The sequence below is a fragment of the Bradyrhizobium sp. genome (genome assembly GCF_035570375.1).
GTDB lineage: Bacteria > Pseudomonadota > Alphaproteobacteria > Rhizobiales > Xanthobacteraceae > Bradyrhizobium.
In genome coordinates this window covers 1-26,852 of record NZ_DATMLW010000253.1, presented here as the reverse complement: position 1 = coordinate 26,852, position 26,852 = coordinate 1, and the positions used below count along the sequence as shown (strand labels likewise).

The following is a 26,852-nucleotide window of genomic DNA, read 5'->3' as shown; positions in this document are numbered from 1 at the left end:
GAACGGCGCGCTTGGGCCATATCTGAGCGCAGGGTCAGCCGCCCGGTCAATGCACGGAATCTCGCGCAAAGAGCAAAACGCCCGGGGGGCAAACGCAAAACTTCACCGCCGGCCACGCAGAGGGCCGCCTGATCCGATTTCAACGACCAGACGGCCCCTGAAAAGAACTCGAAGAAAATCAGTGGGCGGCGGCGGGCGTGCCCGCCTGCTTGATTTCGACCTCGCCGACCTGATTCACGAGGCTGTTGGCCATGACGGGATCGCCGTTGGGCAACAGGGACATGTTGCGCACGATGTCGCCGCCACCGGGAATCGCCCAGCTCTGGAATTTCTCCGTCGCCGGATCGAAGCGGACGATCGTATTCGGCTTGGCGCCGGACTCGTTGTACCACACCGCGCCCTTGGTGAAGACCATGCCGTAAGGTTCGGACTTCGGTCCGCTCGGCGACGGCCACTCCTTCACCGCGCCCGTTGCCAGATCAAGCTTGCCAATGAACCCCCGCGCGAAATCCGCATACCAGATCATGCCATCGGGACCGATGGCGAGGCGTCGCGGCCGTACGGCCGCATCGGGCAGCGGGTATTCCTTGATCGCGAGCGTCTTGGGGTCGATGGTCGCGATCTTGTTGCTGCCGAACTCGACAAACACAGGCACGCCCTGCTCGTTGATCTGGATGCCGTAGGGCCGCGATTTCGGGGTCGGCGAAGTGACGAGCTTGATTGCGCCGCTCGCGGGATCGAGCCGACCGACCATGTTGGCCTGCTGGACCGTGAACCACAGAATTCCGCTCTGGTCGAAGGTGAGGCTGTGCGGATCCTTCGCGTTCGGATCCGGCAGTGGATATTCGGTGACAACGCCGGTGTTGGGGTCGAGCTTGCCGATCAGCCCCGTGTTGTTGCCGGTGAACCAGATATTGCCGGCCTTGTCGTCGACCAACCCGTGCGGGCCGGTGAACGCCGACTTCAGGGTATATTCCCTGATGGCGCCGGTCTTCGGGTCGACGCGGCCGAGCTTGTTGACCAGTTGACCGGTCCACCAGATCGAGCCGTCGCGGGCACCGAGCGGATCGTGCGGGCGCGACCCTTGCGTGGGCACGTCCCACATTTTGATGTCGACCTTCGCAGGGCCGTCGATGATGACCGCCTCGGGACGCTTCCGCTCCGGAAAGTTCTTGATGAGGTAGTCGGTCATCGCGCCCCACTCTTCGGCTGGGACAGGCGCGTTCATATTCTGCATCATGCGCACGACCGTCAGCCAGCCGTCGGGAGTGTATCCGACACGAACCCGATTGATGTCGTGGCAGCCGCCGCACGTATCGGCGAATCTCTGCTTGCTCGATCCCTCCGGCCATTCCTTTGCCGTGTACTGCGCATGGGCCACGGGCATCCCAAGGACCATCATGCCCAAGACAAGAATGAGTGATTTGCCGCGCGTCATTATCTCTCCCCAAGCTTTATTGGACGAAGGCTCTGTTGGAAAAACGCTTTGTTGAACCAAGCCGTCTGGATATTTTGCGGCGCCAGCTAAGCTGCGCGGGTGCCCGCCGTCAAGCATTCGGCGCGCAACAAAGGCATGCAATGAAGTTCAACTTCGTTCCTGGTGTCATCCGCTTTTAGTTGAATGTCCCGGCCACGGTTGCCGAACAAAGCGACAGGCCGTGCAATTCACGCGATCGCGATAGCAGCGTTCCTCGCAAGGCTTCCTATCGGTATGGCGGCAAGTTCGTGATAGGAACTTCATATTCAAAGCCGCTACTCAAATCACCAAGTTGCCAGAGCTCCTTTGATTCCGAAGTTCGCATCAGAGCCCGTCACGACAGCTTGCGAACTTCGGAATCGGAGCTCCAGGTCAATGCGCCGAGCGCGCGCAAGGCTGGCGATGTCGGTCCTTGAGGCGTCGCGCGCAGGCGACCTGGTTGGCCGGAGGGCCGAAATAGACTTCGGACGGATAACGCCATGGCGAGCGGTACGGATTGCTTTCGAGGAAGCCGGCCGCGCCGATCGAGGCTTGCCATGGGTCTGCGGCAAAATTACCAGGGAAGAATCCATTGCTGGGAAAGTCGCGGTCGTCGTTGCGGGCGTCGAAAGACCAGCTGCTGGTGTTGCCGTAACGGAGAGGACGCGGGCCATAATAATCGCCTGCCAAAACCGGCGTGACGAAGACAAACGCCGCGAGCACGGCAAGCGACATTTTTCTTGAACCGAATGCGATCGACGCAAGTCTTTCACTCATGGCCGGATCGTCCCCCAATCGCCCTTCCATCCGGTGAGCCGGCCTTTGCGAAACTGAAGGTAGAGTCCATCGCTGCGAAACGACAAGGCGGCGCCCTTGACATTGGGAATGGCGAGCAGCAGTTCGCTCCCACGACTGCAGCGCACGCAATAAAGCGGTACGCCAAGCGTTTGCGATGCTTCCTGCGGCGTCATGCCGAAGCTGAGCGCCACGCGGTTGGAGGGCGCGACGAACGTCTGGCCGAAGGCGGGCGCAACGGCGATGCCCATCGCCAGGAGGATGGTGACTGGATATCGCGCAGGCATGGTCTCACTCCGCAAAAGCCGAGCCGGAATCGATCATGCATCATTCCCCGATAAACGTAAACATAATGACGCCGGGGAAAGCTCGCCTCGGAGATGCAGGTCGAGATGAGACAATGAACGGACGGCCAATTGTAAGTAGCCGCAAAATCCTTATGATCCGCCCGCGGGTTCGCTCTTTGCCGGAATTGGCGGATCAGCCTGCTCTCGCCCATCCTTCGTGACGCGTTTGGGGTCTTGCATGTTCGTGCCGAAGTCGCTTGCGGTTTTGGGCCTTGGTTTGCTCTCGGCAGTCCCTGCCGCGGCGCAGACGCCTTCCCTTCCCCCGCTGCCCGATTTGAAATTCGCGGAAATCCCACCCGCCGCGCGCGCGAACTATCTCGGTGACCGCTTCAGCTATATGGAGGCGGGACGCCAGGACGCACCCGCGATCGTGCTGTTGCACGGTGTCGGCTCCAATTCCATGCACTGGCGATTCCAGCTCTCGGGCCTGTCGGACCGCTATCACGTCGTGGCCTGGAATGCGCCGGGCTATCTGCTTTCCGATGCCTTGAAAACCGACAATCCAGACTGCGAGACCTTTGCCCACGCACTCAAGGATTTTCTCGCGGCATTGAAGCTCGACCGCGTCAACCTCCTCGGCAATTCCTTCGGCAGCCGCGTGGCGCAGTGCTTCGGCATTTATTATCCCGGCCGGATCGTCAAGCTTGCCATGACCGGAACCGGCATCGGGCCGCACAACATGAGCGAGGAGCAAAAGAGCCAGATCCTCGCCACCCGCGAAGCGCAGATCGCCAAGGGCGGATATGCGTTTGGCGCGCGAAGCAGCGCACTGCTCGCTGCCAAGGCTTCACCGCAGACCATCGAACTCGTCAGCAATGTTCTGCGTGCCACCAGCCCGCGCGGCTTCATGCACGGCGTCAAGCTCGGTCTCGCCAATGGCTACAGTCCGCAGGAGATCGCCGGAAAGCTGAATTTTCCGGTGCTGATGATTTCCGGACGCGAGGATCAGGTGAATCCGGCCAACGACAACGCGGCCGTTCTGGTCAAGGTGTTGCCCCAAGGCAAACTGGAAGTTCTCGACGGCGTCGGTCACCTTCCGGAGGTCGAACGTCCCGACATCGTCAACAAAATGTTGCGGGACTTCTTTGGCTGAACGAAGCCTCGCGCGCTTCACGCGGCTCAGGCAGCGGCCAGCATTTCCCACGACGTCTCGGCATGCACAGCCGCCCTGGCTGTGGCGATGTCGCAGGTCTTGAAATAAGCCTCGAGCTCGCTGACCGCCAGACGTTCCCACTCCTCGGCCTGGTCCAGCAGGGACCATTTCTGCACCGGACGGAAGGAAGCGGTCTGCCGATACAATGACGCGATCGCCCGATATCGTCGCACGTTTTCCATGACAGCCTTGGCGCTCATGACATCCCCCTGTTGCTGTTTGTCAGCAGCGACTTTGATCGGTACGATTTTCCAAATCGTTAGCAGGCGCTGCAGAAACGGCGAATGGTTTCCGCCCTGTTGACAGCGGAAGGGACAGGGGCCGAACGCGGAAGCGACATGCAGGAAAGAGGCGGCCATGCAAGCGCCATGCTGCAGCGGAAGCGTCCGATCATCGGCCAATTTGCTGGACCTGCATCTGGCGTACCTTGAGGAGTTGGGCGGGCCGGGCGCCGTGGCGACAAACCCCGAGCAGTTTTCGCAGCCGGCTAGGCGGCCTGTTTCGCGAGCGCGCTTTTGCGGGTTGCGAGAGAACGCAAGGCGCCGATGCGGGAATCCAGCGTCGCGGCCCATGTGACGATCGGCCGAAATGAAAAGGGCTTTTTCGAGCTCGCCGTCAAACTCGAAATCTCCGCGCCGGACCGCGACCAAAGCGAGATTGAGGAATTCGTAAGGATCGCGCACGAGCAAATCTGCCCGTACTCGCTCGCCACGCGCGGCAATAGATCTGAAGGTCGATTGATCAGTCGATCGGGGCGTGACGAAGCTCGTTTCGAGCTGCATTTGTGCCCCGCCGCCGCCCGGCGGAGCGCCAAATTCGAACACGCCACCGCCAAAATTATTGCCCACGCATTAACCATAAGCCGACCATCGGTCCTTTGTGTTGATGCAGTAGAATGCTCGTTACAAAAGCAAGATTGGCTGCGTTTGCGTTCATGCTCGTCTCGTTGCCGGCGCACGCCGACACGTTTCAGCAAATCTGGATGGGTCGCATCGCGCGTCCACCCGCCGATAACGAGGAAGCTTCTGTCTATTGGGAAGACAAATGGGACGCGCGCGGCAAGCGCTTCCATCCCCACGAAGTCTCTTGCGCTCACCGCACGGAAGCGCTCGGCACGATCTTCGTCGTCACCAATCTCGAGAACGGCAAAAAAATCGAATGCCCGGTCCAGGACCGCGGGCCTTTTGCGCACGGCAGGGTGCTGGATTTTTCGCTCGGTGCCGCGCGCAAGATCGGGTGTCACGGCTTGTGTCGCGTCAGGGTGCGCCGCGCCGGTTACGAATGAGAAGCTAGCCGATCCGCTGATGTGTTGCCGGAATTCGGTATTGGCGGACCGTTGCCAACCGTCACCAACCGTCACTCCAGAACGATCTGTGCGGCTTTTTTGGAACAGTCGGTCAGGATAAGCATTCGCCGCAGTTTTGCGAATCTTTCGCCACGAATCAGGATTCACTATCAGCCCGCCATTCCGAGGGGGCTGTCCCGTGGGGTGGTCAGGGCCCGACGGCTGTTGTCCGGACTGCTGGCGGATCGGTCCCTTTTGCTCACGGGTTGAGTCCGGACCCGAGTTGAAGGATTGACCCATGGCGATGATCGAGAAATTTCCGAGAACCAAAGCAGTGGATATGACCAAACTTGAAGCAGAAGTCACGGCGGCTTCCGCCGCGTTGCCGATCAGGACGGCAGCGGCGGTTCCGTCCGAGCCCTTGCCGGACTATGTCGAGCATCGGGAGGGCGTGTCGCGTGTCGGCGCGCTTTCCGCCGAAGCCGTGGTGCGCGACTATGAGGCCGCAGCCAAGGAGATCGAAGCGATGGGCGCCGAGCTGATCGGCGCGGCGAAGAAATGCGAGGCAATGACCGCCGACGTGCACAGTGCGATTGCCTATATGCGCGATACCGCAACCGCATATCGCGAGGAAGCCAAGAAGATCTTCAAGCGTATCGAGGAATGCGCGCTGTTCACCGAGGACGTCCGCAAGACCTGCGAAACCGTCAAACGCAAGATGATGGAGGGCAGCAGCATCGCCTGAAGCCGCACTCGTCCGGCCACTGGCTTGCTCGCTCGCGACACGGGAGCTGGGTTGCGTTCCGTTGGGGGGTCGTCGAGCGGGTCTGCAGGACCCCTGTTCATCGTCCGGGCGCTATCGCGTGGTCGTGACCGGCGGCGATGCGGACGCCGCGAAAACGCGCAGCCTTCATGATCGCGGTGGCTGCGACGCGGCCATCGCGCTGAAACCCGGTGCGGATCAATTCCTGATCGGCGTCATCAGGCGGTCAGTCGGACCGACTATACATTCAGGTTTCAGCTTCGCGATGCCCCAAACCGGCGATCTCATCTTGGCCGGCGACAGCGGGCTTCGAATGAGGGCTAATTATTCGTGGAGCAAAGGCGCATCGCGCCCGATCAGCGACCGGCTTCTCGAGCAAGCGCAACAGAACGGGACGTCGCATTGGCAAAATCGCAGCCGGGTTTTTCCGGAAACGTCTGGACTGTGGATCAACCTGTGAGCGGGGATCGCTGGGCCGTGACCTGAATTGCCAATTTCAGAGATTCGTGCTTGTTCTTGGCGACGTGCAAGGGGGCACAGTCTCTTGTGTTCATTTGTAACACATCGAGGAGATGTGCTCCTGTCGCACCTTGTTTCGCACAGGGAAAAATCCAATCTGCCGGTGTTTCTTCGGGCGGATGGGGACGGGGCAATGCCAATCAATCGCTTGCTGAGGAGCAGCGGGCTCGACCCGGATAAATTCGAGCTGTTGGACCGAGCGTTCGAGCTTGCCTTGCGTTCGCTTGGCTTGGTCGATCGCAATGATCCGATGACCGAACTCGTTGCCGAAAAGGTGATTGAAGTTCACGAGCTTGGCGTGAACGATCCGGCAGAGATCGCCGACATAGCTGTAAGGCGAATCGGAACCTAGTTCCACGGGAACAAGCTTTTCCATTTGATCACAACGGCCCTCACCCGGTTGGTCCGCAACCGCCGGGCGTTCGCGTAGCCGCGCCAATTCGGGACAGGTGGGCGATGGACCCGGCAATGACCAGGAAGGAAGGCCAACTCCCCGAATCAAGCGATCAGGCGACACGCCCTCGCTGTCCGCTTTGCAACGCGCTTCCGGTCCTTGTCGATAGGATGCTCGACCCCCGAAAGGGCAGGATCGTGCGCCTGTACAGGTGTTCGTGCGGGGAGCGCATCTGGGACGAGTAGACTCGTGCGTCGCTTTTGGATTTTGTTCAGCCCGCTCGGCATTGAGACTTGGACCGTGGCTGCGATAGGCTTGATGCAATTTCGCCCGTCGCGGACCGCAGCATCAGGTGCCGCGTTTAATCCACGGCCAAACCAGAGTAACCCATGGCAGAAGAATTCAGACCAGCCACTATCAAGCCGACGGTCACGCTGGATGATCTGAACAAGCTCGATATCCGCGTGGGAACGATCGAACGTGTCGAGGATGTTCAAAACTCCGCCAGGCTCATCCGGCTAAGGGTCAATTTCGGCGATCATCAGCGCAGCATCCTTGTGGGGATGAAGAAGGAGCGTTCGAACCCGCGTGCTGAACTGGAAGGCAAGCAGTCTCTTTTCGTGGTCAACCTGGCCGCGCGCACGATGGCGGGCGAGGTGTCCGAAGGAATGCTGTTCGATATCGGGTTTGCCGACGGAATTATGCCGCAACTCGCCGTTCCCGAAGCCGAAGTCCCCAACGGTGCTCGCGCCGGATAGATTTGCTCCGTTCAACCAAAAAGCGAAGGGCGTTGCGCAATATCTCGCATCGCTGGTCGACTTGGCGGCGGGGGTCAGCTACATCGCGAAACCCACTGCTTCCGAGCGCGAAGTCCCGCGGGTTTTGGCCGGCAGAAACATTCCGATAGAGCGGCTGACCAAGAAGGCGGATGATTTGCCGGGAACGGCAGGCCTAAGCAAATCAACGAGCTAGACTGAATTCGGTTGGGGATTCCAGTCGGGGGAGCGCTGCACCGCAACACCAATATCCCAGAAGCTCTGTTTTCTCAGACGGAGCGCTCGGCTAGTCTAGGCTATGTCGTGCGTAATGAGCTTACCTCTATTCCATCTCTACGGCGATCCGCCTGACGAACAGGCGTTCGACTTCATTCATATCGAAACGATCTCGTCGCGGAGTTCAATCCACGATTGGACGATCGATATCCACCGCCACTCCAATCTCTTCCAAATCCTGGTGATCGAGCGCGGGGGCGGCAAGATGCGGTTTGAGGTGACCACGGCAACCTTTGCTGCGCCGGCCGCAATCCTGATCCCCGCCAGGGTCGCGCACGGCTTCTGGTTTCAGCGATCGACTGAAGGCTGGGTTCTGAGTTTTACGGAGGACGTGACTCAGATGTTCGGCAATCGGTCGAGTGCGGCGACTGCGCGGCTCAATGCATTGGCGGTCGAGCCCGTTGTCCCCATGACCGACATCGAGCAGGTCAATCGGCTGTCCGCGCTGTGCGCCGGTCTGCAAGAAGAGCTGCTTTTGTCCCGCGAAGGGTTCCGACTCGCGACGCGCGGTTATCTTGCGTTGATCTCTACAGAGGTTACGCGCCTCGCTGCGGCGCGAGGGCCTGCAGGTGCAGTAACACTTCAGCCAGCGGACCCGATCGTCGATAGGCTCCGTGAACTGGTCGAGAAGAATTTTCGTAGCGAGCGGCTGCTCGATTTCTACGCGGCGAAGCTCGCCATGACCCCCGACCGCCTCAACAATCATGTCAAGCGCGCAATCGGGATCACCGCAGGACACCTCATCAGACAGCGGGTGCTCACTGAAGCCAAGCGTCAGCTTGTGTTTTCAAACCAATCAATCCACGAGATTGCCTACGATCTTGCGTTCGCCGATCCGTCACACTTCGTCCGCTCCTTCCGAAAATACACCGGCGTTACACCGCAGGTCTTCCGTGAAAGAGAAGGAAAGATGGGCTGATGTTCCTGGAGGATGGCCCTCTCCTTCCGGCTCGATCAATCGCCACCTCCCGTACTTCGATGCGGCGTGAGAGAAGCCGATGGAGAGGGATCGACCTTCGAGCGCGAGCACATTCTGTTGACATCGGGAGATATTGGACGCATTGAATGTGTTCAACGAGGTACCCCGCAAGGCGCTATTCGAGCTCGGGAATTCAGCCGCGACCCTGGAGCTTTGCAGTTGGCTTATCTTGTCAATCGAAGACCGACCACGATCGAGTGGGGTCATTGCGACCCTTCTGGAGCGCTCTTCAACAGCCGCTACTTCGAGTTCTCGGACTGGAGCACGGCGCTGCTGTTTCAGGCGGCTACTGGCATGAGTAAATCAGAGCTTATGGCCAAATACGGTGCCAATATGCCCTTGGTCGATGTCCGCGGCCGTTTTGTCCAGGTGCTAAGACTTGCGGATGCGATAGAGATCGCGTCCACGATTCGCGAATTTCGGCGGTCGAGCTTCGACGTTACACATCAGTTCCTGAAAGATGAGGAGGTGATGGCCGAAACGCAGGAGACCAGAGTTTGGTGCGCGATCGATTGCGAAAGTCCGCCTAATCTCAAGCCTCTGCCGTTGCCGCCGGAATTGATTCAACAGTTCAAGGTCAGCTGATCAGTGACCCCTCGTGATTTTAGCCGAGCCTGATGACGAAGACAGCCAAGCCTGCTCAGCGAGCGCGTCGTCCTCCAAATTCGTCGCCCGAAACAATCGACCTCGGTCATCTTCCCGACCTTGTTGGATATGCCCTCCGGCAAGCCCAGCTCGCCGTGTTTCGCGATTTCTTGAGAAGCTTTTCCAGATTCAAAATCCGTCCGGTGCAATACGGCATATTGACCGTCATCGAACGAAACCCGGGCCTGAAGCAACAGCACGTTTGCCTTGCGATCGGGATCAGGCGTGCAAATTTCGTTACCCTCCTCGATGATCTCGAGCATCGCGGCATCGCACGACGGGGCCCGTCCGCCCACGACCAACGGGCCAGCGCTCTATTTTTGACCAAAAAAGGTGAGGCTCTGATGCGCAGGCTCCGACAAGCAAACAAGGACCATGAGAAGAGAATTGCTGCCGGCCTAAGCGAAGCCGAGCGCAAACTCCTGATTCGACTGCTCAGCAAGGTCAAGACTTCGGCCGACAGTTCCGACAGCTGAAGCGAGGCCTGCCGGTACAGCCCGTTCCAAGATCTTGCGAAATTGAGGGCGGGGCGACCGCCCGTTCTGCTTCGGTTTCGATTCCGTCGCCGTGGGCTGGTCGGTTTTCCTGTCGGAACCGGCGCCTGTTTCCGAAAAGCGCCTCGCCAAGGCTCGATCATTTAGTTGACATTTTGTACTACTGTAGAACAATATTGTTATGCGAGGGAACAAATAGGCCCTTTGAAGCTCCGCAACGACAAGCGCAGCCATAAACACGAAAGAACGAACTGGCCACCAGTATTTGGACAAGCAGCATGACATATGTAGTCAATGAAAGCTGCGTCAAATGCAAGCTTATGGACTGCGTCGAGGTATGCCCCGTGGATTGCTTCTACGAGGGAGAGAACATGCTCGTTATCCATCCGGACGAGTGCATTGATTGTGGCGTCTGCGTACCTGAATGTCCCGTGGAGGCAATCCAGCCAGACACCGAATCGGGCGTGGAAAAGTGGATAGCCCTCAACGCGGAATATGCACAAAAGTGGCCGAACATCACCGCGAAGAAAACGCCACCTCCCGATTCGCGGAACTGGGAAGGCGTTTCCAACAAGTTTGAGCTGTACTTTTCGCCGAATCCCGGAACGGGAGACTAGTGCGGCGAATTTGAAGTTCCTATCAGCGTCGCGGCAAGTTCGTCACAGGAACTTCAAATTCAAAGGCGCACTAGAATGAATAAAATTACCAGAGCTCCTTTGATTCCGAGGTTCGCATCAGAGGTACCGCGAACAGTTTGCGAACTTCGGAATCGGAGCTCTAAATGTCGCGTCGGTTCGGTTCATAACAACGAAGATGAACCTCGGTTGGCGAAACGGCACTCTGAATTTGGAGCCTGACATAAGGGAGTGACGCCGATGGCAAAATTGCTCGACGTGATCCTGAATGGACGGAAGCGGGTTGATGCGGCTCCCGACAATCTCCTGCTGCTGGACTATTTGCGGGAAGTCGCTGGATTGACTGGCACCAAGACGGGCTGTGACGGCGGGGAATGCGGCGCGTGCACGGTTCTGGTCGACGACAAGCCGACCTTGTCCTGCCTCACCCTGGCCATCAGCGTCAGGGGGCGCCGCGTCGATACCGTGGAATCGCTGGGGGAGAACGGTGGCCTGTCCGCTGTGCAGCGCGGGTTCCACGAGAAACTCGGTTCTCAGTGCGGCTATTGCACGCCCGGATTCGTCATGGCCTCTGCTGGCCTGTTGCGGCGCAATCCAAACCCGAGCGACGCGGAGATCATTGCAGCCCTGGGCAGCAATATCTGTCGCTGCACCGGTTACGTGAAGATTATTGAAGCCGTCCGGTATGCAGCCAAGCTCAATCTGGCGGGAATTGCGCCATGAACGAAATGCTGCCTGCGCATAACATCGGAGAGTATGTACCGATGGTGGACGGGCCGGAGAAGGTTTCCGGGCGGGCGAAGTACACCGCCGATCTGATAGCGCCGGGAATGTTGGCCGCCCGGATCTATCGCAGCCCCTATTCGCACGGAGACATTATCGAAGTTGATATTTCTCGAGCGCTGAAAGTCCCCGGGGTGAAGGCGATTGTCACCGGAGCCGATTGTGATCGCGGCTTTGGAGTTCTGCCGATCGCTCGCGATGAGCGACCATTGGCCCGGGATCGCGTTCGCTACCGCGGCGAGCCCGTAGCGGCCGTCGCCGCCATCGATGACGCCACGGCGCGCGAGGCGATCCGGCTGATCAAGCTCAAAGTTCGCGAATTGCCGGCCTACTACACTTCGCAGGCTGCACTTGCGCCTGACGCCGTCGCCTTGCATGAGATGAAGAAGGGCAACATCGAACGCGACGTTCTGTTCGAGCTTGGCAACGTCGAGGGCGGTTTCGCCGAGGCGAACCTTGTACGGGAGGAGACTTATAATTGCCCCGAGGTCTGCCAGAATCAGATGGAAACGCACGCGGCCTTGGCCGAATGGGATCCGGTTCGTGGTCGGATGACGGTCCATGCCAGTACGCAGGTGCCCTACTATGTCCATCTTATGTTGTCGCAGATCCTTGACCTTGAGATGTCCAGGATCCGGGTCGTCAAACCATACGTCGGCGGCGGCTTCGGATGTCGCACCGAAACGCTGAACGTCGAATTGATTGCGGCTCTGCTCGCGCGCAAGTGCGGCGGCACCGTTCGTTTGGTGATTAACAGGGAGGAGACCTTCATCACCCACCGAGGCAGGCCGGAAACGGACATCCGGCTCAAGATCGGCATGAAGAAAGACGGCCGGATTACGGCCGTCGAGTGCGAATGCCATCAGCGAGGCGGGGCTCACAGCGGTTACGGCGTCGTGACCATACTTTATGCCGGCTCGATGCTTTATGCGATCTACGATCTTCACAACGTCAGGTATGTCGGCAAGCGTGTTCTGACCAACACGCCTCCCTGCGGCGCGTTTCGCGGTCACGGTACGGTCGATGTTCGTTTCGCGTTCGAAAGTCTTCTCGACCAGATGGCCGCTGAGCTCGGTATCGATCCGTTCAGCGTACGGCGTCAGAATTTTTTGAAAGCGCCGACGTTTACCGACAACGATTTGATGGTGAATAGCTACGGCTTGCCCGAATGCCTGAACTGGGTGGAACAGAGAAGCGGCTGGCGCGAGCGCAGGGGAAAGTTGCCGCGAGGCAAGGGGCTCGGCATGGCCTGCTCCCACTACATCAGTGGCGCGTCGAAGCCGGTCAACTGGACCGGTGAGCCGCACGCGACGGTAAAGATCAAGGTGGATTTCGATGGCTCCGTCGTCGTGCTCTCCGGGGCGGCTGACATCGGCCAGGGATCATCGACCATTCTGGTGCAGAGCGTCGCCGAAGTGCTCGGCCTCGACATCTCCCGAATCCGCATTGTCACCGGCGACAGCGATGTGGTCCCGAAGGACAACGGCTCCTACTCATCGCGCGTAACCTTCATGGTTGGTAATGCGGCAATCGATGCAGCGCAAAACCTCAAGCGCCTGCTGATTGCCGCGGCGGCGCGGAAGCTTGACGCGAAGCCGGAAGATATCGAATGCCTGGGCGAACTTTATCGCGCCGGTGCACAGGACAAGGGCGCGTCGTTCGATGAGGTCGTCGTCGAGGCGCTCAAGGACAGCGGCACGATTGCGGTGACAGGTAACTATTCCACTATCCCGGAGTCGCACGGCGGCAAGAAGTATCGCGGTGCTGCTATCGGCGGAACTATGGGCTACAGCTACTCCGCGCAGGTGGTCGAAGTGAGTGTGGATGAGGAAACCGGCATCGTGACCGTCGATAAGGTGTGGGTCGCTCACGACTGCGGAAAAGCTCTCAATCGCCTGACCGTCGAAGGCCAGGTGCAAGGCTCGGTGTGGATGGGGATGGGTCAGGCCATGAGCGAGGAAACGGGGTATCACGACGGCCTGCTCGTCACTGGGAACATGCTCGATTACCGCGTTCCGACCATTCAGGATTCACCGCCCATCGAAGTTGGCATCGTCGAGAGCATTGATCCTCACGGCCCCTTCGGCGCGAAGGAAGCGGGCGAAGGATCGCTTGCCGCATTCCTGCCGGCCCTCACGAATGCAGTCGCCGACGCTATTGGCGTTCGCTTCAACAATCTGCCCGTGACGCCCGATCGCGTATATGAAACGATGGTGAAGCGCCGCCGCGCGCAGGCCCGAACCAATGGCTCACGGCCAAGCTCGAACGGGAGGGCCTAGTGCGGCGAATTTGAAGTTCCTATCAGTGTTTGCGGCAGGTTCGTTATAGGAACTTCAAATTCGCCGCACTAGAAATCAATAAGTTGCTAGAGCTCCTTTGATTCCGAAGTTCGCATCAGAGGTAGCCGCGATTTCATGCGAACTTCGGAATCGGAGCTCTAGTGGACGCACTTCCAGAATTCGAGGTCGTGCAGCCATCCACTTTGGATGAGGCAATAGCATTGCGGGGCAGACATCCTGAGAGCAGCCTGCTTGGTGGCGGCACCGACCTCATCGTGAACATCCGGCGCGGCATTGTTGCGCCGTCCATGCTCATAGAGCTGAACCGTGTCTCCGAGTTGCGCGTGATCAAGGCCGATGCGCGCACACTCGAGGTCGGCTCGTCAGTCAAGGTTGCCGACCTCGCGGCGCATCCCGATGTCGAGCAACACTATCCTGTTGTCGCGCAGGCCGCCAAGCTGATCGCTGGGCCTACTCATCGCAACATGGGCACCGTGGGCGGCAATATTTGCCTGGATACCCGCTGCATCTACTACAACCAAAGCGAATGGTGGCGGGGTGCGAATCATCATTGCCTCAAGACAACTGGCGAAATCTGCCATGTCGCGCCCAAGAGCCGCGGCGTCTGCTTTGCGACCTACAGTGGCGACCTGGCGCCCGCCCTGCTGACCCTGGCGGCGGAGATTGACCTGATCGGGCCATTGGGGAAGCGCACGATCCCCTTGAGCGGCCTGTACATCGGCTATGCCCGCCAGGACCAACCGATCACGGAATCGACCGGAGACGGCAAATACTATCTGTCGCTGCGCCCGGGTGAATTCGTTGCAGCTGTTCGCGCCAGGAATACATCTGGGCTGCGCTCGGCTTACGAGAAGGTCCGGATCCGGCGATCGATCGAGTATCCGGTCGCAGGCGTAGCGGTGGCACTGCGCCGTGATGGCGACAAGCTGATTGATCTGCGTGTGGCGATCACCGGCACAAATCCCCGTCCCGTTCTGCTCGATGGTACCGCGGAGATTTGCGACCGCCCGCTGGACGATCGCACGTTCCAGCGGCTCGACGATCTCGTCCGGGATCAGGTCATGGCGATGAAGACAACGTTCACGCCAGGCCATTATCGCCGAAGGGTCGCCAGTGTGTTGGTGAGGCGAGTGGTCGAGAGACTGTTCGCGGCCTGATCAACCAGGGTCCGCTATCGCGAGCCGATCTCGCCTGACTCTTCAGCGCGCAGCTTGAACCGCTGGATCTTTCCGGTCGCCGTCCTTGGCAGATCGGTTCGAATATCGATCCAGCGCGGATACTTCCACGGTCCGGCACGCTCCTTGACATGAAGCTTGAGATTTTCGAGCAAGCCTTCATCTCCCGCGTAGCCGCTCCGCAGTACGATGAAGGCTTTCGGCTTGGTCAACCCATCGGCATCTTCCTTACCGATGACGGCCGCTTCGAGTACAGCTTCGTGCGAGGTGAGCGCGGCCTCGACGTCGAATGGCGACACCCACATTCCGCTGACCTTGAACATGTCGTCGGTGCGTCCACAGCAATGAAAGTAGCCTTGCTCGTCACAAAGGTACTTGTCGCCGGTATAGGTCCACTCGCCGATGAACGTGCGGCGACTTTTCGCCCGCTGGTTCCAGTAGCCCTCGCCGGCGGAGGGACCTCGTACGATAAGCTCTCCTACCACGCCGGGACCCTGCTCGCGGCCATTCTCGTCCACAATCTTGACCTCGTATCCAGGCACAGGCTTGCCGGAGGATCCATAGCAGATGTCGCCCGAGCGGTTGCTCACGAATGTCTGCAGCATTTCGGTAGACCCGAGACCGTCGAGGACATCCACTCCGACCAGCTGGCGCCAGCGTTCACCCAGATGCGCTGGCAGAGCTTCGCCTGCGGAAATGGAAAGGCGCAGCCGGTCTGAACCAGCGCCGCTGCATATATCGTTGTGCGCCAGCAAAGCTGCATAGAGCGTTGGCACTGCAAAAAAAAGGGTCGGCCTGTGGCGACGCATAATTTTGAAAACGGCATCGGGCGTCGCCCGTTGCGGCCAAAGCACTGCGCTGGCCCCCACCGACATGGGAAACGACATTGCGTTTCCCAGACCGTAGGCAAAAAATAGCTTTGCCGCCGAGAACACAACGTCGTCTTCGCGAATTCCGAGGACGCCCTGCCCCATAAGCCGCGCCGTCGCCATCGGGCTCGTGTGAACGTGCTTTACGCCTTTGGGAGCACCCGTCGAGCCTGACGTGTAGAGCCAGAACGCAACCTCATCCGAGCTCGTGGCCGCGACGAAACAATCACCACTCTCACGCGCAAGTATTTGCTCGAAATCATACACTCTGACACCAGCGAAGAGGGCACTATCCTCAAGAGCTGCCGCGACCAGAACGATCGTGCGCAGATTTGGCAAGCGATCGAGAACCGGGAGAACTATCCTTGCAAGCGGTGCCGTCGCAATCATCAGCGATGCGCGGCAATCGTCCAGGATATAGGCGTATTGCTCGGCGGTCAGCAAAGGATTCAAAGGCACGGCAACGACACCGGCGCGGATCGCTCCCCAGAACGCCACTGGATGGTCGACCATATCCGGGAGCAGCACGGCTATCCGCTCTTCCGGGCGCACCCCCAGCGTTTGCAATGCGCGGGCCAAACGGCAGGTGCGAGACTGCAGCTCAGCATAGGTGATCGATCGATCGGGATCGGTGAACGCCACCTTGTCGGCGAGACCGCGCCCGATGTTGGCATCGATCATGTCACTGGCGGCATTGTAGGGGCGTCGCCGGAGGAACTCATCGCCAAGCGTCATCCCGTCTTCCTCACCAACACAAGGCTGGGCCATGGGCGCGCGCTGGCAACGGCCGACCGACGCACGCCGAAGATTGAGACCGCGCAGAAAGCGGCCGACTTCCGCTGACAAACCCAGCTATGGAATGCCAGAAATTACCAGTTCGCTTCTCGTCAGGCGATGAGTGACTTGATGTTGGGCTCTTCTGGCACTACGGAGGCTGGCTTCGCTGCCCAATTGCGATCTTCGGCGCCCGTTCGAGAACTGCCAACATAGCCATGTTGAAAATTAGTGACAGGTAAAAAGCCGTGGTTGCGCAGAACAAAACCTCGAAGAAGGGACAAGGCAGCGAACCATCACCCTCGACGCTGATCAGCCTCTTAGACGCTTTTTTGGTAGCGGGGGAGGCTTCCAACAACCATTGAAAACATTGTGCTTTTTGAACTTTACAGGGATTGACCCACGATTTAACCCCCGCTTCGCATTCAGACGGCAAGTGGATTCATGCGGCTCTGCGTTCTGGTGAGCTGGTTGAAGGGAAACATGAGTTTTCGGCGTTGGGCAGGGTGAATTGAAACACTGCTCCGCGAGGTTCATTCGCCTCTGCCCATATCCGGCCTCCATGCGCATCAATGATGGACCGGCAGATCGACAGTCCCATCCCCGTTCCGCCGGACTTGGTGGTGTAGAAAGACTTAAAAACGCGCTCGCGATCATCCGGTTCAATGCCCGGTCCGGAATCACCCACGGCCACGAGGACCCCCATCTGATCTTGCTCGGTCCTGATCGACAGCTCTCGTGGTCCCGCCTCGATTGCGCCCATTGCTTCGACCGCGTTCAGGACCAGGTTCAGCAAGACTTGTTGCAATTGAACGCGATCACCCGCAACGAGAGACAGTCCGTGAGCAAGCCGCATCTCGACCAAGACGCCGTTCCGGTTGGTGGCGCTTCGCGCCAATATGATCACCTCATTGATTGCCGCATTAAGGTCGAAACGCTCCTTGCGCGGCGGCGCCTTCTTGATCTGCTCGCGGATGCGGGCGATGATTTCTCCTGTTCGATCAGTATCGCTAACGAAGGAGGCGACTGCTTCCCTGACCTCGCCCAGGTCCGGAGGCTCCATCTCCAGAAAATTCTGAACGGCACGGGCGTTGTTGCGCGCACTGGCGATCGGCTGCATGATCTCGTGAGAGAGCGAGGCGGCCAATTCCCCCAACATGCTTACGCGGTTCATGTGGGCAAAATCGGACTCCAGTCCGCGCAGCGCCTCTTCCGCCCGCTTTTGCTCGGTCAAATCGAGCACGAAGGCGACGCCCTCTTTACCATTTTCTTCGAAGGTCGCCCCACCGACAAGCACCGGTACGCGGCGGCCGTCCTTCCGCAAATACTCCGTCTCGTAAGGCTGTATGGCTCCGGTCCGCTTCAGATCTTCGATGGCACGAGCGTCGCGATTGTGCCATTCCGGTGGAGTCAGGTCCGTCCAGCGGACGCCGCCTGAAACGAGTTCCTCCCGGCCATAACCCGATATGCGGAGAAAGGCGTCATTGGCCTCGAATATCTGGCCCGCAGCGTTACCGATGAAGACGCCCACAATGTTGGCGTCGACGAGGCGTCGGATCTTGGCTTCGCGCCCGGCGAGATCGCGGTATAGTCGGGCGTTTTCCAACGCGCTCGCCGCCTGCGAGGCCAGCAGTTTCAATATGGCGATTCTGGCCGGAGTGAATACGTGAGAGGCTAGACTGTTCTCAAGGTAAAGTATCCCGATCAGGTCGCCCTGCTTCACAAGGGGAAGACAGAGCACCGAGCGCGCACGATTGAGGCCCAGGTACTTGTCAGCCGTGAACGGCGTCTTGGCCCGAGCATCGTCCATAATGATAGGCTGTTGCGTTCGGCGGACCTGAGCGAGAATCGACGTGGGCAGGTCAGGCGCCAGACCGTCTTCATCGATGAGCCTGACCTTGATCGTCTCAGCCGTGCTCTTTGCCTCGGCTTCGACCCGAAGGTCGTCGTTGCGCGGAAGGACTAGAAGGCCGCGGTCGGCACCCGCATGCTCGATCGCGTTGGTCATCAGGGTCTCGATCAGCCTGTCAAGCAAGAGTTCGCCAGCCACCGCCTGCGACATGCGGATGACGGTCGCGAGGTCGAGCTGCTCGACCGGGGTTTCGACGGTCGGGAGGTGTGGCTGGGAATCCCTTGGCGCGATATCGGGATAGCATTGGTCGAGTTGGACGACCTTGGCCCGCGCGCCCCAGCGGCGGTAATAGTCGCGCGCTTCGGATCGGTAGATCTGCGCCATCTTCTCCAAGCCACGACGCGCGAAGAAGTCGGCCGCAAGTTCGGCGCCGAGAGCCGCCTCCTGGATGAAACCCTTTTCCAGCGCAGTGCGGACGGCCTGCTCATAGAGTCGCATGGCCTCCAAGTCGCGACCTTCCACGCGCGCCAGCTCCGCGCCGGCCAGCGCATGCTTGTGAGTGTAGGTGTGGGGCGCGCTGCCCGCCAGCGTTCGGAGCGCCGCGAGGCTGGCCTCCAGATCATCCTTAAGCGCGGCCGACTCGGACGAAGGTGCAGATCGCATAACTCCCAATAGCGCAAGCGCATGATAGAACCGAAACGTACCTGTCTGGATATGGCATCGCGCCGACCAAAGGAATGGCTTGGCCTTCTCCGCGGCTTCGACGGCGCCTGCAGGATCTCCCATCAAGTAGCGGAGCTGGAGCTGAAGTATCCGGTAGAAGCATTGGACGACCGGGATGCCCGATCGCAAGAGCGCCGCTTCATCGGGGATCAGGCTGCCGTTCGCGATGTCGCCTCTCAGCGCCGCGATGAATTGCTGGATCGCGAGCAGGGTATCGACGATGTGCGCATATCGCTTTTTGCGAACGAACGAGATGGAGTTGATCGATTCGGACCAGACCACGTTAAGGCTCTGGCCGCGGGCCAACAGGTTGGTGACACGGTGCTGTGCGCTGATGCAGGCGAACACGACCTCGCCGGTCTCCGCAGCGGTCCGGTCTGCCGAGTCCAGAGGCGCCAGCGCCTCGTCGATCGTGCGGGTCCATAGCGATGCCATCTGCAGGAGGAGGTAGGCGGCGGGTCGGTGCGCCTGGAAGCCGTGGCGTTCGGCAACCGCGACGGCCAAACGGGCGAACCGCTCGCCATCCTCGAAGCGGTCGAATGCGGGACCGAGGATGATCCCCAGGCCTCCGTAGCCGATGATGCTGGACGAGCTGTGACCGAAGTCGATCGAAAGCTTGACCATCCGGAAGGCAAACATGCCATAGAGATGCTCGTCGACGTAATAGGAAGACTGGCCGAGGATCAACAATATGCTGCTGAGCGCACGGATTTCAGGATCCTCCATTGGCGGAAGATCAATCAGGCTCTCGATGGATCGCGATCCCATCCGGCGCTGCAGGTCTTCGTATTCATCGCGAACATTCTCGGCGGTGGGGCGTTCCGGAAACGTCATGTTGAACATTTTGAGACATTCAAGCGCCGTCCGAACGGCCAGCGCCATATCACTGTTGAGCAATTGAAGCGTAACTTTGAGCCTATATCCCTCGGTGCGGTCCACTTTCGAACGCGCCTTCGTGAGCAGCACTTCGATCAGCTCGCCGGAGACGACCAAATTCCCGCGGAGGAGCTCGCACTCGGCGCGTTCGAGCAATAGCTTGAACGCCAGCTCGTAAGCGTGGTCCCAGGCTTCGTCGGCAAGCGTCGAGAGGCCAAAGGCAAAATAGCTGCAGGCGGATGCGTACGCCGTCGAAGCCTTTGCTCGCAGGCCCGCTTGAAGATTGAGCCGGGCTATTTGTACTTTCTCAGTTGGATCGCTGGCGGCCAGAACGCCAGGGTTCAGCTGGTTGACGATGTCGAAGACTTTTTCGGCGACCTCCTCATCCTTCAGCGCGGCCAGGAGCCGCTGTCCGATCTGGAAGTGAAGGGCCGGACGCTGGCCATCGGGGATAAGTGCGTAGGCCGCTTCCTGCACGCGGTCGTGGAGGAATCGGTAGTTCCCCCCACGTGAGATGATAATCCCGGAGTGGACTGCCGCACGCAAGCTTTCGATGATTTCGGCTTTCGCCACGCCTGTCGCGAGCTCAAGCGTTGCAATGTCAGCATTGCTGCCGAGGCAGGCGAGCAGCTTCAAGGCATCCTGCGCGCCCGATGGCAAGCGCTGCAGCCGTCCTACCATCAGATCGACAAGGTTATCGGTGAAGCCCTTGGCATCGATTCCCTCCAGATCCCAGTTCCACTCGAGCTTCTTCGGATCGAGGCTGATGAGGCCCTCTTCGGCGAGGTTGGTGAGGAACTGCACGGCGAAGAATGGATTGCCTCCTGTCTTGCGATAGATCAGGCCGGCAAGGCTTCGCGCCCGCGTCGGAGTGCAACGCAGGGTGTCGGCGGCGAGTTGGGTGATGTCGGGGAGCGAGATCGGGCCCAGGGCGATTTCCTCGACAGGCGTGCCCGCCTGCCGAACGGCGGCCACCATGCGCAGCAGCGGATGGTCGGAATCGACTTCGTTGTCCCTATAAGCTCCGATGAGCAGCAGATGCGTGGTCTCTCGATGAGTGGCTAGCTGTTCAATGAGCGCAAGCGTTGCGGGATCAAGCCATTGAAGGTCATCGATGAAGATCAAGAGGGGATGCTCTTGTCGCGCGAACACGCTCACGAAACGCTGGAATACGGCTTGGAAGCGAAGCTGGGCATCCAGCGGCGCAAGGTCAGGCACGTCCGGCTGCGGACCGATCATCTGCACGAGCTCAGGCATCAGATCCGTGAGTAACCTGCCGTTGGTCCCAACCGCCTCGAGGACAGCGTCTCGCCAATGTGCGATGTCGCTTGCCTTTCCATTCAGAATTTGCCGAATCAGCGTTTGGAAAGCCTCGGCCACGGTCGAGTAAGGGATGTCGCGGCTGCGCTGATCGAACTTGCCGGAAATGAAAATGCCCCGCGGCAGGACGATCACCTTGTGCAGTTCGTTGACCACCGACGACTTGCCAATCCCGGAATAGCCTGACACCAGCACGAGCTGCGTTGCGCCGCTCGTGGCGACCCGGTCGAAGGCGGCCAGCAGAGTCGCTACCTGACCTTCGCGCCCGTAAAGGCGCTCGGCGACAAGGAGCCGCTCAGGCGCGTCGCTTGCCGCGAGCGCGAACGACTCGATCCGGCCGGTCGCTTCAAGTGCGGCAAGGCAAGTCCGCAGGTCGGCCTCGAGCCCGACAGCGGTTTGGTATCTGTCCTCGGCGGCTTTGGTGAGCAGCTTCATCACGATTGCCGAGAGCGGCTCGGGGACGCCCGCGACCCGCTCATTCGGCGGCATCGGTTGCCGCGCGATATGGCAGTGCACCCATTCCATCGGATCGGCTGCCGTGAAGGGGAGCTGCCCCGTCAACATTTCGTAGAAGGTGACACCCATGGCATAGAGATCGCTGCGGGAGTCCACCGAGCGGTTCATCCTTCCAGTTTGTTCCGGCGCCATATAGGCGAGCGTCCCCGCGATCACCTCCGGCGGCGCCGGAGTCTGGCGCTCGCGCGGCAGGCGCGAAGCAATGCCGAACCCCGTGAGCCACACCCCGCCGCTTGCCGAGTCCACCAGTATATTTGCTGGCTTGATGTCCCTATGGATCAGCCCTCGCTCGTGCATCTGGCGGACCGCCCCCACAAGCGGGATCGCAATGTCCAGGAAATGCGATACGTCCAGTGGCCGGCCAAGCAGTCGATCGAGCGGCGTACCGCCGGGATCCTCAAGCACCAGCGTCATACGGCCGTTATCGTGCGTAAGCGCGACGGGTCGCGCCGCCCAATCGGCGTCAAGTTCGGACTTGAGCGCATATTCCTGTTCGAGTCGCTCGACGCAACCGGGCGAGCTTTCTTCTGCGGCAACAAGCAGGATCGGCGTCAAGCCGTTGCCAGAGCCCCGGTATAGAGCGATGTCGCCCTCCCGCAGCGACGAGAATACGTAACCCGAGAGCTCGTTCATGAAGGCCTCCTGGCAGGAGACGCCGTTGGCATGAGCTAGTCGCTGCCTGTTGGGCAATGTTTCGCGCGTTGTCCTCGGTTCGGTAAAATCGGGCAGCGTTTCCCAGGACGAGGGTGGTGTGAAACTCTCTGGTTCTGCTGGATACATGTGCTTTGGCTCCCGATGTTCATCAAGACTAGCACTTCTCTTCCGCTTTCTCGGATGTCGCTCCGCTCATCCGAACTGCGCTTTTTGCCATCTACCGCGGACTTGACCCGACGCACGCGGTCGAAACAGATCTCATGCTGCGCTGTAAGCCGCTGCCTGCAAGATCAGTTTAGCTGTCTCCTCAGGGCGCGCGAGCATGGCTACGTGGCTAGCTGCGACCTCGATCGTTTTGGCATTGATGGATTTGGCCATCGCTCGCTGGAGGGTGACCGGGATGGCGCGATCCGCGGTCGCAACCAGATACCAGCTCGGCTTGGTTCTCCAGGCTGGCACCGACACATTCCCACCAAGCGCGGCGCCAGCGGTGGGTGCCTGGGCCGAAAAGAGCACGCCCTTTTCGGTCGGTGTCAGATCCTGCGCGAAGTCATCCTTTATTCCGGATTCAGTAAGTTTGAGGAATCCTTCCTTATCCGCGAGGACCTCTGCAGCCAAAGCAGCGGGCTCAACGCTCGCGCCGAGCGAGCCCGCCGACTGGCCGGCATCCGGCGCGAAAGCCGCAATGTAGACGAGGCCTACCACCTTCGGGGCATTGCCGGCTTCCGTAATGACGGCGCCGCCGTACGAATGCCCGACGAGGATAGCGGGGCCATCTTCGAGCGCGATGGCGCGCTTGACGGTCGCTACATCGGCATCAAGGGAGTTCAGCGGCAGTTGGACGGCAGCCACCGGAAACCCACGCCACTGCAAAAGCGGTATCACCTTCGCCCACGACGAGCCGTCAGCCCAGGCGCCGTGCACGAGAATGATACTGGACGCTTTGGGCATGCTGCTTGTCTCCGTTCCTGGGTAAGCATTGTAGGCCTCGTCAATGAGTCGGTCCTTGGGGCTGTGCTGAATCGTTCTTAAGAGTTGTTCGGCGTTCTTGCCCGCTCGCCAGCGCAGCGCGAAAGCGAGGTCGCCGACAACCCTTGGTACTCGTTTCGTTGTGTCGACAACCCGACTCGACAATCAGTCCTTAGCCGGACCAATGTTGCGGCCTCTGCCAATTTCTGAAAAAATCTGAAAAATCCTTGAGGAGGCGCGCGAAGTGACTGCTCAAGATCGATTGCTGTATCAGGCAGGCGAATGGGAGGTCGATCTCGCCCGCCGTGAGCTGCGCGCGCGAGGAGTGCGGGTCCCCATCGGCGAGCGTGCATTCGACATCATCGAAGTTCTGGTTGAGGCGGCCGGCGACCTCGTCAGCAAGGATGAACTCATGCGGCGCGTCTGGGCTGGCGTGGTTGTCGGGGAAAATACCCTCCACGCCCACATATCTGCGGTCCGCAAGGCGTTCGGCGGCGATCGAGGAATGCTCAAGACGACGTCCGGCCGGGGTTATCGCCTGGTCGGGCCTTGGACGGCCCGGCAAGACAACTCACCGGCCGATCCGATTACCGGCGAACCGCCGGGCAGGCCTACAGAGTCGTTCCAGAGCAATCTGCCCGTGGCGACCTCGGATCTGATCGGGAGAAGCCGCGATATCGACCGTCTTGGCGACTTGCTCTCTGCCCACCGTGTGGTGACACTGACGGGGCCTGGCGGGATCGGGAAAACCACGTTAGCGCTTGAGGTTGCTCGCAGCCTGTTCCCCAGTTTTCGCGGTGACGCCTGGTTCGTAGACCTGGTCTCGTTAGCGGATCCGGGATTGGTCCCATCAGCGGTCGCTGGTGTGCTCGGAGTTACATTGGCGGGCACCGAGATTTCTCCGCGTGCCGTCGCCCGGGCGATCGGCGACAAGAAAACGCTGATTCTTCTCGACAATTGCGAGCACGTCATTGACGCAGCAGCCGGTCTGGCAGAAACCATCGTGCGCCTGTGTCCGGGCGCAACCATCCTTGCCACCAGCCGGGAGGTCCTGCGGATCGACGGCGAGTATGCCTTCCGCGTATTCCCCTTGGACGTGCCTTCGGAGCGTGGGGAGGAACCAGGCGATCTGCTCAGGCACAGCTCGGTCCAGCTTTTCGTCGCCCGGACCAAGGCGTCGGATCGTGATCTCCCGGCGGACGGTGAAGACCTGCCGGTGATCGCCGCAATTTGTCGGCGCCTCGACGGCATTCCGTTGGCGATCGAATTTGCCGCCGCGCGAGCGGCAACTCTCGGGCTGCAACAGGTCGCCGCCCGCCTGGATGACCGTTTCGCGCTGCTGACCGGCGGCCGCCGAACGGCCCTGCCGCGGCATCAGACGCTGCGCGCGACGATCGACTGGAGCCATGAACTCCTATCGGAGGATGAGCAATGCCTCCTGCGCCATCTCGCCATCTTTCCCGCCAGCTTCGCGCTCGAGGCGGCGACCGCCGTCGTGCGCGATACGGGTCAGGACGGGCTGTCGGTGATGGAGGGCATCGCAAGCCTCGTCGGTAAATCTTTTGTCATGCTGGACGGCCCGGCATCGGTCAGTCGTTGGCGGCTGCTCGAGACGATACGGGCGTATGCACGCGAGAGGCTCGATGCAAGTGGCGAACGCGATGCGTCCGCGCGACACCACGCTCAATATTTCTGCAAGCTCTCCGAGCGCGCCGAGCTCGAATGGGCGACGGTGCCGACAACCGAATGGGTTACGCTCTACGAGCGTCATCTTGATGACATTCGGATCGCTCTGGACTGGGCGTTTTCTAGTAATGGCGACCTCGCGCTCGGCGTGGCCCTCACGGTCGCCGCCCTGCCTTTGTGGTTCCAGCTATCCCTCATCAATGAATGTCGCGGTCGAGTCGAGCGCGCCCTCGCCTCTGTCCGCTCGCCCCCGGAACGGGGGGACATGCGTGCAATGAAACTGCACGCCGCCCGCGGCTGGTCGCTGATGTACACCGCGAGCGAAGCGCGTGAGACCGGTGCGGCGTGGGCAACTGCGCTGCAGCTCGCGGAAGAAAATAACGACATAGACTATCGTCTGAGGGCGATGTGGGGACTTTGGGCCGGCAACATCAACAATGGGCGGTTTTCGGAAGCACTGGCGGTTGCCAGAACATTTGACGATCTGGCTTCAGCCGAAGCGGACGAACCGGACCGTTATATCGGCGACCGTTTAATCGGAGTCTGCCTTCATTTTCTTGGCGACCAGCACGGCGCACGGCTGCACATTGACCGCATGCTCGCTCGCTATGTCACTCCCGCGAGCCGCTCGGATGCGGTGCGCTTTCAATTCGACCAACGGGTAACTGCGCGCATTACGCTTGCTCGCGTCCTCTGGCTTCAGGGATTTTCCGATCAGGCCATGCGCGTGGTCCAAGACAGTATCGATCATGCCCTGTCGACCGACCACATTCTGTCCTTGTGTAACACGCTCGCCCAGGCAGCTTGCCCGGTGGCGCTCCTGGCCGGAGCGATGCCCCAGGCGGAGCGGTTCACTTCGATGTTGCTCCAGCTGACCGAAAGACACTCGCTCCAAATCTGGCATCACTACGGCAATTGCTTCATGGGCGAGTTGCTCATCAGGGGCGGGAACCTGGACGCCGGACTGCCTCTGCTCAAGGCCGCGGTGAACGATCTTCGCAAAGCGAGGTTTGTCCAGTATTATACTTCATTTCTCATAGTACTCGCCGATAGTCTCGGGCGGGCGAGATACGTCGCTGAGGGTACAGAAGCCATCGACGAAGCTCTGGCCCGATCGGAGGCGAACGAGGAGCGTTGGTGCCTTCCCGAAGTCTTGCGCGTCAAAGGCATGCTGTTGGCGCAGGCGGCGCGGCCAGATGCGGCTGCTGCAGCCGAGACCTGCTATGCTCAGTCGCTCGATTGGGCGCGCCGGCAAGGGGCGCTCTCGTGGGAACTGCGGACGGCGACAAGTCTGGCCAGCTTGCGGCTCGGGCAGAATCGACCGGACGGTGCGCGAAAAGAGCTCGCATCAGTACGCGATCGGTTCACGGAGGGATTCGAAACAGCGGATTTGCTCTCGGCAACGGCGCTGGTCGACTCACTCGCGCGACCTAACGCCCGGCCTGCGAGCTGATACGGCCGACCGTTACCGTGAACACCTCTCCGACCGGAACAGCTACCGAGGTTGAAGCGGATCAATCAGGGCGCGGGGCGTCAGTCCCGCGTTACCTGTCCGCATCGCTTCGTGCCGGGCGGGCCTGGCACACAGGTTGTGCGGCGCACGCGCCTAAGCCCGATTGCGGACATCTCAGCAAATTTTAATTGACGCCCCCCAGATCGGCGACAGAATCACTTTATGGGCCAGACTGAGCGACCGACTTGCCCTAACTGCGGGGCACCCTTGGTTTTTGCGCTACCTTTCGATGGGAAGGGAAAGCGCAAGCTCCAGTGTCTTGATTGCGACTGGCCCGATCCTATGAAAACCGAACGAGTGACGGGCTGGCTCAAAAGTGAGCTAC

22 protein-coding genes and 1 pseudogene are annotated in these 26,852 nt (G+C 60.1%); 15 read left to right on the top strand and 8 right to left on the bottom strand.

Features of this window, described 5'->3' with window-relative positions; translation table 11 throughout:
• Nucleotides 1–178: 178 nt before the first annotated feature.
• From VNX23_RS27945 to VNX23_RS27935, 3 genes are all read right to left on the bottom strand, one after another.
• Nucleotides 179–1,438, bottom strand: coding sequence for a virginiamycin B lyase family protein (locus VNX23_RS27945; protein ID WP_325634803.1), 1,260 nt, complete (start codon nucleotides 1,436–1,438; stop codon nucleotides 179–181).
• A 411-nt stretch (nucleotides 1,439–1,849) separates the two neighbouring features.
• Complete coding sequence (locus VNX23_RS27940; protein ID WP_325634802.1) at nucleotides 1,850–2,233, bottom strand: BA14K family protein; 384 nt, start codon at nucleotides 2,231–2,233, stop codon at nucleotides 1,850–1,852.
• Nucleotides 2,230–2,538, bottom strand: a complete 309-nt coding sequence (locus VNX23_RS27935; RefSeq protein ID WP_325634801.1) for a hypothetical protein — start codon at nucleotides 2,536–2,538, stop codon at nucleotides 2,230–2,232. Before VNX23_RS27935 ends, VNX23_RS27940 begins: the two co-directional genes overlap by 4 nt.
• 238 nt (nucleotides 2,539–2,776) lie before the next feature.
• Between VNX23_RS27935 and VNX23_RS27930 the strand changes: the two genes are divergently transcribed.
• Entirely contained in the window at nucleotides 2,777–3,691 is a 915-nt protein-coding gene (locus tag VNX23_RS27930; protein WP_325634800.1) for an alpha/beta hydrolase, read from the top strand.
• Between the two features lie 26 nt (nucleotides 3,692–3,717).
• Here the strand turns inward: VNX23_RS27930 and VNX23_RS27925 are convergent, their stop codons facing one another.
• Nucleotides 3,718–3,951, bottom strand: a complete 234-nt coding sequence (locus VNX23_RS27925) for a hypothetical protein (RefSeq protein ID WP_325634816.1) — start codon at nucleotides 3,949–3,951, stop codon at nucleotides 3,718–3,720.
• Between the two features lie 303 nt (nucleotides 3,952–4,254).
• Between VNX23_RS27925 and VNX23_RS31175 the strand changes: the two are divergent.
• The 8 genes and pseudogenes from VNX23_RS31175 to VNX23_RS27890 form a co-directional block, all read left to right on the top strand.
• Nucleotides 4,255–4,455, top strand: a pseudogene (locus VNX23_RS31175) (hypothetical protein); the annotation flags it as partial.
• Nucleotides 4,456–4,646: 191 nt separating this feature from the next.
• Nucleotides 4,647–5,036 (top strand): septal ring lytic transglycosylase RlpA family protein, encoded by a 390-nt coding sequence (locus VNX23_RS27920; protein ID WP_325634799.1) that lies wholly within the window; start codon nucleotides 4,647–4,649, stop codon nucleotides 5,034–5,036.
• A 340-nt stretch (nucleotides 5,037–5,376) separates the two neighbouring features.
• Nucleotides 5,377–5,781 carry a hypothetical protein gene (locus VNX23_RS27915; RefSeq protein ID WP_325634798.1) on the top strand — a complete coding sequence of 135 codons (405 nt, stop codon included), beginning with the start codon at nucleotides 5,377–5,379 and terminating at the stop codon, nucleotides 5,779–5,781.
• Nucleotides 5,782–5,842: 61 nt separating this feature from the next.
• A complete protein-coding gene (locus VNX23_RS27910; RefSeq protein WP_325634797.1) occupies nucleotides 5,843–6,259 on the top strand; it encodes a DUF2380 domain-containing protein in 417 nt (138 codons plus the stop codon).
• Nucleotides 6,260–6,451: 192 nt separating this feature from the next.
• Nucleotides 6,452–6,670, top strand: coding sequence for a hypothetical protein (locus VNX23_RS27905; RefSeq protein WP_325634796.1), 219 nt, complete (start codon nucleotides 6,452–6,454; stop codon nucleotides 6,668–6,670).
• Nucleotides 6,671–7,101: 431 nt separating this feature from the next.
• Nucleotides 7,102–7,470, top strand: coding sequence for a hypothetical protein (locus tag VNX23_RS27900; protein ID WP_325634795.1), 369 nt, complete (start codon nucleotides 7,102–7,104; stop codon nucleotides 7,468–7,470).
• A 511-nt stretch (nucleotides 7,471–7,981) separates the two neighbouring features.
• Entirely contained in the window at nucleotides 7,982–8,683 is a 702-nt protein-coding gene (locus VNX23_RS27895; protein WP_325634794.1) for an AraC family transcriptional regulator, read from the top strand.
• A 66-nt stretch (nucleotides 8,684–8,749) separates the two neighbouring features.
• Entirely contained in the window at nucleotides 8,750–9,328 is a 579-nt protein-coding gene (locus VNX23_RS27890) for an acyl-CoA thioesterase (RefSeq protein WP_325634793.1), read from the top strand.
• On the opposite strand, the gene VNX23_RS27885 is transcribed toward VNX23_RS27890, so the two are convergent.
• Entirely contained in the window at nucleotides 9,307–9,651 is a 345-nt protein-coding gene (locus tag VNX23_RS27885; RefSeq protein WP_325634792.1) for a hypothetical protein, read from the bottom strand. The genes VNX23_RS27890 and VNX23_RS27885 overlap by 22 nt on opposite strands.
• On the opposite strand from VNX23_RS27885, the gene VNX23_RS31170 reads away from it, so the two are divergent.
• The 5 genes from VNX23_RS31170 to hcrB all read left to right on the top strand — a co-directional run bounded on the left by VNX23_RS31170 (nucleotide 9,532) and on the right by hcrB (nucleotide 14,757).
• Entirely contained in the window at nucleotides 9,532–9,864 is a 333-nt protein-coding gene (locus VNX23_RS31170) for a MarR family winged helix-turn-helix transcriptional regulator (RefSeq protein ID WP_414643097.1), read from the top strand. The two genes, VNX23_RS27885 and VNX23_RS31170, sit on opposite strands and share 120 nt — an antisense overlap.
• Before the next feature lie 296 nt (nucleotides 9,865–10,160).
• A complete protein-coding gene (gene fdxA / locus VNX23_RS27880; protein ID WP_325634791.1) occupies nucleotides 10,161–10,499 on the top strand; it encodes a ferredoxin FdxA in 339 nt (112 codons plus the stop codon).
• Between the two features lie 258 nt (nucleotides 10,500–10,757).
• Nucleotides 10,758–11,240 (top strand): (2Fe-2S)-binding protein, encoded by a 483-nt coding sequence (locus VNX23_RS27875; RefSeq protein WP_325634790.1) that lies wholly within the window; start codon nucleotides 10,758–10,760, stop codon nucleotides 11,238–11,240.
• Nucleotides 11,237–13,579, top strand: a complete 2,343-nt coding sequence (gene hcrA, locus VNX23_RS27870; protein WP_325634789.1) for a 4-hydroxybenzoyl-CoA reductase subunit alpha — start codon at nucleotides 11,237–11,239, stop codon at nucleotides 13,577–13,579. Before VNX23_RS27875 ends, hcrA begins: the two co-directional genes overlap by 4 nt.
• Nucleotides 13,580–13,740: 161 nt before the next feature.
• A complete protein-coding gene (gene hcrB, locus VNX23_RS27865; protein WP_325634788.1) occupies nucleotides 13,741–14,757 on the top strand; it encodes a 4-hydroxybenzoyl-CoA reductase subunit beta in 1,017 nt (338 codons plus the stop codon).
• Nucleotides 14,758–14,771: 14 nt separating this feature from the next.
• Here hcrB and VNX23_RS27860 read toward each other — a convergent pair whose 3' ends face one another.
• The 3 genes from VNX23_RS27860 to VNX23_RS27850 form a co-directional block, all read right to left on the bottom strand.
• Entirely contained in the window at nucleotides 14,772–16,379 is a 1,608-nt protein-coding gene (locus VNX23_RS27860; protein WP_325634787.1) for a benzoate-CoA ligase family protein, read from the bottom strand.
• 481 nt (nucleotides 16,380–16,860) lie between these two features.
• Nucleotides 16,861–22,338 (bottom strand): trifunctional serine/threonine-protein kinase/ATP-binding protein/sensor histidine kinase, encoded by a 5,478-nt coding sequence (locus tag VNX23_RS27855; protein WP_325634786.1) that lies wholly within the window; start codon nucleotides 22,336–22,338, stop codon nucleotides 16,861–16,863.
• A 279-nt stretch (nucleotides 22,339–22,617) separates the two neighbouring features.
• Entirely contained in the window at nucleotides 22,618–23,310 is a 693-nt protein-coding gene (locus tag VNX23_RS27850) for an alpha/beta hydrolase (RefSeq protein WP_325634785.1), read from the bottom strand.
• Between the two features lie 262 nt (nucleotides 23,311–23,572).
• On the opposite strand from VNX23_RS27850, the gene VNX23_RS27845 reads away from it, so the two are divergent.
• Entirely contained in the window at nucleotides 23,573–26,467 is a 2,895-nt protein-coding gene (locus tag VNX23_RS27845) for an ATP-binding protein (protein WP_325634784.1), read from the top strand.
• The last annotated feature ends 385 nt before the right edge of the window (nucleotides 26,468–26,852 follow it).

What these genes read in the sequence shown, in the direction of transcription:
- VNX23_RS27945 (WP_325634803.1), bottom strand. Translation starts at nt 1,438, where the DNA reads ATGACGCGCGGCAAATCACTCATTCTTGTCTTGGGCATGATGGTCCTT.
- VNX23_RS27940 (WP_325634802.1), bottom strand. Translation starts at nt 2,233, where the DNA reads ATGAGTGAAAGACTTGCGTCGATCGCATTCGGTTCAAGAAAAATGTCG.
- VNX23_RS27935 (WP_325634801.1), bottom strand. Translation starts at nt 2,538, where the DNA reads ATGCCTGCGCGATATCCAGTCACCATCCTCCTGGCGATGGGCATCGCC.
- VNX23_RS27930 (WP_325634800.1), top strand. Translation starts at nt 2,777, where the DNA reads ATGTTCGTGCCGAAGTCGCTTGCGGTTTTGGGCCTTGGTTTGCTCTCG.
- VNX23_RS27925 (WP_325634816.1), bottom strand. Translation starts at nt 3,951, where the DNA reads ATGAGCGCCAAGGCTGTCATGGAAAACGTGCGACGATATCGGGCGATC.
- VNX23_RS27920 (WP_325634799.1), top strand. Translation starts at nt 4,647, where the DNA reads ATGCTCGTTACAAAAGCAAGATTGGCTGCGTTTGCGTTCATGCTCGTC.
- VNX23_RS27915 (WP_325634798.1), top strand. Translation starts at nt 5,377, where the DNA reads ATGACCAAACTTGAAGCAGAAGTCACGGCGGCTTCCGCCGCGTTGCCG.
- VNX23_RS27905 (WP_325634796.1), top strand. Translation starts at nt 6,452, where the DNA reads ATGCCAATCAATCGCTTGCTGAGGAGCAGCGGGCTCGACCCGGATAAA.
- VNX23_RS27900 (WP_325634795.1), top strand. Translation starts at nt 7,102, where the DNA reads ATGGCAGAAGAATTCAGACCAGCCACTATCAAGCCGACGGTCACGCTG.
- VNX23_RS27885 (WP_325634792.1), bottom strand. Translation starts at nt 9,651, where the DNA reads ATGCTCGAGATCATCGAGGAGGGTAACGAAATTTGCACGCCTGATCCC.
- fdxA (WP_325634791.1), top strand. Translation starts at nt 10,161, where the DNA reads ATGACATATGTAGTCAATGAAAGCTGCGTCAAATGCAAGCTTATGGAC.
- VNX23_RS27875 (WP_325634790.1), top strand. Translation starts at nt 10,758, where the DNA reads ATGGCAAAATTGCTCGACGTGATCCTGAATGGACGGAAGCGGGTTGAT.
- hcrA (WP_325634789.1), top strand. Translation starts at nt 11,237, where the DNA reads ATGAACGAAATGCTGCCTGCGCATAACATCGGAGAGTATGTACCGATG.
- VNX23_RS27860 (WP_325634787.1), bottom strand. Translation starts at nt 16,379, where the DNA reads ATGACGCTTGGCGATGAGTTCCTCCGGCGACGCCCCTACAATGCCGCC.
- VNX23_RS27855 (WP_325634786.1), bottom strand. Translation starts at nt 22,338, where the DNA reads ATGAACGAGCTCTCGGGTTACGTATTCTCGTCGCTGCGGGAGGGCGAC.
- VNX23_RS27850 (WP_325634785.1), bottom strand. Translation starts at nt 23,310, where the DNA reads ATGCCCAAAGCGTCCAGTATCATTCTCGTGCACGGCGCCTGGGCTGAC.